Below are 3,817 nucleotides of genomic sequence, written 5' to 3' on the forward strand. Positions count from 1 at the left end.
TGTGAGATACTAACAAACGGGTGCATAAAACTTGCAACACAAAAGTTTAAACGTTTGATATAACGGTAGCCTTAATGAAATATTTGAGAGCTAATCGCTCCAAGGGCAGTCATGACAATGCCCAGATTGGGAAGCGATTATTCAATGGGGTGATGGCGATCCTACTAACGATCACCTTTACCCTAGTAGGTTTCCTCCCAGTGACTAACCAGGGAATCGCACTTGCCGACACAGAAGGCCAGCCCAACATCCTGGTGATTATGGGAGATGACATTGGTTGGACTAATGTCAGTGCTTATGAAAAGGGCATTGTCGGTTACGACACGCCCAATATCGATCGCATTGCCAACGAAGGGATGCTGTTTACCGACTACTACGCCGAGCAAAGCTGTACAGCAGGTCGGGCAGCTTTTATCACTGGGCAAAGTGCTTTACGGACTGGCTTGCTGAAAGTCGGTTTCCCAGGAGCACCTTTTGGCATCCAGGATGAAGACCCCACCTTGGCAGAAATGCTGAAGCCTTTGGGTTACACATCGGGACAGTTTGGCAAAAACCACCTGGGGGATCTCAACAAGTTTCTGCCCACAGTGCATGGCTTTGACGAATTCTTGGGCAACCTCTATCACTTAAATGCTGAAGAAGAGCCAGAGAATGTAGACTATCCCGGCGGACCAGATGGCTGGTATGCCAAAAAGGTTGGTCCTCGCGGGGTTCTGGATTGCAAAGCAACGCCTGATGTTTACTACAAAAAACCGATCATTGGAGAGCCAGACTATTCAGAACGCTTTGGCGAGTTGGGCTATCAGGAATGTTATGATACGGGGTCGCTCAACATTGAACGGATGAAGACCGTAGATCGGGAATTCCTGAAGCGGACGAAGAAGTTCATCAAGAAAGCAGTGAAAAAGGACAAGCCCTTTTTTGCCTGGTTTAACTCCACCCGGATGCATTACTATACCCACATCAATGATGATGTTGAAGGTATTAGCGGTCAGGGCTTCTACGGTGATGGCATGGTAGAGCATGACGGTCATGTAGGACAGTTGCTCGACCTGCTGGAAAAGGTAAAGGATAAGAATGGTGTTCCCATTGCCGAGAATACGATTGTCATCTATACAACGGACAACGGTCCCCATTACAACCAATGGCCTGATGGCGGTCTGACCCCGTTCCGGGGTGAGAAGAACACCAACTGGGAAGGCGGCTATCGCGTTCCAGCACTGGTACGCTGGCCTGGTCATATCCCTGCAGGAACAGTATCCCATGAGATTTTCTCTCACTTGGATTGGGTGCCAACTCTGATGGCTGCTGCTGGGGAGGATGACCTCAAAGACACTTTGAAGCAAGATTGTACGGATGAAGCCACCAATCTTTGCGGCACCCATCTGGATGGATACAATCAGCTGCCCTATTTGATAAATCCCGACAAAAAGCGAGGAAAGCGTCCGGGCTTTATCTACTTCAATGATGAAGGTCAACTGCCAGGAGTTCGCCTTGGGGATTGGAAAGTAGTCTTTTCGGAACAACGGGCTCACTATTTTGATGTCTGGCGGGAGCCGTTTGTACAACTGCGGATTCCAAAACTGTTTAACTTGCGTCGGGATCCCTACGAGCGAGCAGACACAGACTCTAATAACTACAATGACTGGTGGTCTCGCCGGAGTTACTTGTTGTTGCCAGCAACAGCTCTGGTTAAGCAGTTTCTGAATACCTTTGAAAAGTATCCTCCCAGTCAACCTCCCTTTGGTTTAAATCCTGACGAAATCATTGAGGACATTGTTGATCAGATTGAACAGGTTGCTATTGACTAGGGGGTAAAAGGGCATATCTTTGTGGATTTTAGCCCCTTGTCGGTTGGAGGAAGCGGTCTCAAACTCTGAGAGTTTCGTTACTTCTTCCTCCAAAAGCGAAACCTAACAACCAGGCTTTCTAATGTTGGCTTTCGCGTCAGCATTCAGCCGTCAGCATTCAGCCGTCAGCCGTCAGTCGTCAGCTATTCGCGTAGCGTGGCCAACGGCCAAGGCTCACCCTACGGGAACAGCTTATTTTATTCAAAAGTATCGTAGCGTGCCCATAAGGGATAAGCACCTCAAGGATCATGGCACAGGCTTTGGCCTTTGGCCACGCTGTGCGAACGACGCTGTGACCTAACAAATTAGCTGATAGCTGATAGCTGAACGCTGATAGCTGTTCGCGTAGCGTGCGCGTAGCGCTTAAGCTGAATGCTGAATGCTGAATGCTTAAAGTTTCGCTTCTATCAACAAAATAATTTACCTGAGTAACGATGTCTTTGGTTGGCACAAAGTAATTCAGCTTTTAGATCATGAAAAAAAGAACCTTTTTAGTTTTCTTCTCAATTCTGTTATCAGTCTTTTGCCTAGGAGGCTTTGTGGCATGTCCCCCCGCTGCTGCGAACTATGACCCCTTAGTGTCTTGGAATGAGGGTACGACTAAGGAAACGATTGTTAACTTTGTGGAAGAGGTTACCAATCCTAACAGTTGTAATTACGTTCCTCCGAGCGGACGCATTGTCACGATTGATAATGATGGAACCCTGTGGACTGAAAAACCAATCGTTATTCAGGGGGAATTTCTAAAATATAGGCTAGGCAATGCATTCCCAGATGTTACACTTGCTTCTTTAACTGAAAAGGATATCGTCCTAGCAGATCTCCAACTACCGGAAATGACACCGGAAGAGTATAAAGACGAGGCTAGGAAATTTCTGGATAAAAAAAATCATCCATACCTTGGCGTTCCATACATCCAGCTGACCTTCCAGCCCATGGTTGAACTGGTCAATTATCTCCAAAGTAATGATTTCAAGGTCTATATTTGCTCTGGGGGTGGAACGGATTTCATTCGCTCCTTTGCCGAAGATGCCTACGGTATTCCCCCTGAAAACATCATTGGTAGTACCACCCAAACCCAGTATTGCTGCACAGAAGACCATGGAACGTATAGCTGCCCAGAATACGAAGATGATGGAACGTATAGCTGCCCAGAATACGAAAACGATGAAACTTATGTCTTGGTCAAGAAGCGAGAACTAGTGAAACCCTTTAACGATGGACCAGGTAAAGTCGTGGGGATTGACCGCTACATTGGTAAAAAACCAATTATGGCGGTTGGTAATTCCAGTGGTGATTTAGCAATGCTTGACTACACTGATGATGACCAAGGTCCAGCTTTAATGATGCTGCTTCACCATGATGATACCCGTGAATGTCCCGATGGTTATCCTGTTACTATTGGTGGCCATGACATTTACTGTCCATACGATACAAGACCAGGGGATGATACTAATCCTTTTGATGTGGCCAATGAGCGTGGTTGGACAGTTATCAGTATGGAAGAGGATTTTGTAACAGTGTATGGAGAAGAAATCGATCAAGCCCAGACAGGATCTGAATTAGATATCAGTAATGAAGATTTCGTAACAGTGTCTGGAGAAGAAATCGATCAAGCCCAGACAGGATCTGAATTAGATATCAGTAATCAAGACTTTTGGGACAGAATAATTCAGGAAGTTACTCGAATCAGAAAGTGACTGTTGAATTAAATAGCTAGGGATTAGAAATAGGATGTCGAAGTTTGGTATTGCTTTGGCATCCTATCGTACAAAAATTAACAATTAATTGATATCGTAAACAAGGCACAGATAAGGTATTAGGTATATTAAATGAATTTGAACCGTATTTGGAAAATAGGGGTGGCAGTTGCGATCGCCCTTGTTTTGGCCATTGTTGCCTACCTGGTGATAGCACAACAGAATCGACCCATCCCCGATATAGGCTCTACAGGCACCAGTAACCCC

The 3,817-nt window shown here is 45.9% G+C and carries 3 protein-coding genes; all 3 read left to right on the top strand.

Features of this window, described 5'->3' with window-relative positions; all coding sequences use genetic code 11:
- Positions 1-152 precede the first annotated feature (152 nt).
- The 3 genes from F6K38_RS37045 (at position 153) to F6K38_RS37055 (ending at position 3,550) form a co-directional block, all read left to right on the top strand.
- Positions 153-1,811, top strand: a complete 1,659-nt coding sequence (locus tag F6K38_RS37045; protein ID WP_502709641.1) for an arylsulfatase — start codon at positions 153-155, stop codon at positions 1,809-1,811.
- A 121-nt stretch (positions 1,812-1,932) separates the two neighbouring features.
- The gene (locus F6K38_RS37050) at positions 1,933-2,151 is read left to right on the top strand and encodes a hypothetical protein (RefSeq protein ID WP_287360000.1); all 219 of its coding nucleotides are present in this window, start codon (positions 1,933-1,935) and stop codon (positions 2,149-2,151) included.
- Between the two features lie 172 nt (positions 2,152-2,323).
- Complete coding sequence (locus tag F6K38_RS37055) at positions 2,324-3,550, top strand: HAD family hydrolase (RefSeq protein WP_287360002.1); 1,227 nt, start codon at positions 2,324-2,326, stop codon at positions 3,548-3,550.
- The last annotated feature ends 267 nt before the right edge of the window (positions 3,551-3,817 follow it).

Origin of the sequence: Moorena sp. SIO3B2 (genome assembly GCF_010692525.1) — a bacterium.
Lineage (GTDB): Bacteria > Cyanobacteriota > Cyanobacteriia > Cyanobacteriales > Coleofasciculaceae > Moorena > Moorena producens.

Bases quoted from the DNA above. Each gene is read 5' to 3' on its own strand.
- F6K38_RS37045 (WP_502709641.1), top strand. From the start codon at position 153: ATGGCGATCCTACTAACGATCACCTTTACCCTAGTAGGTTTCCTCCCA.
- F6K38_RS37050 (WP_287360000.1), top strand. From the start codon at position 1,933: ATGTTGGCTTTCGCGTCAGCATTCAGCCGTCAGCATTCAGCCGTCAGC.
- F6K38_RS37055 (WP_287360002.1), top strand. From the start codon at position 2,324: ATGAAAAAAAGAACCTTTTTAGTTTTCTTCTCAATTCTGTTATCAGTC.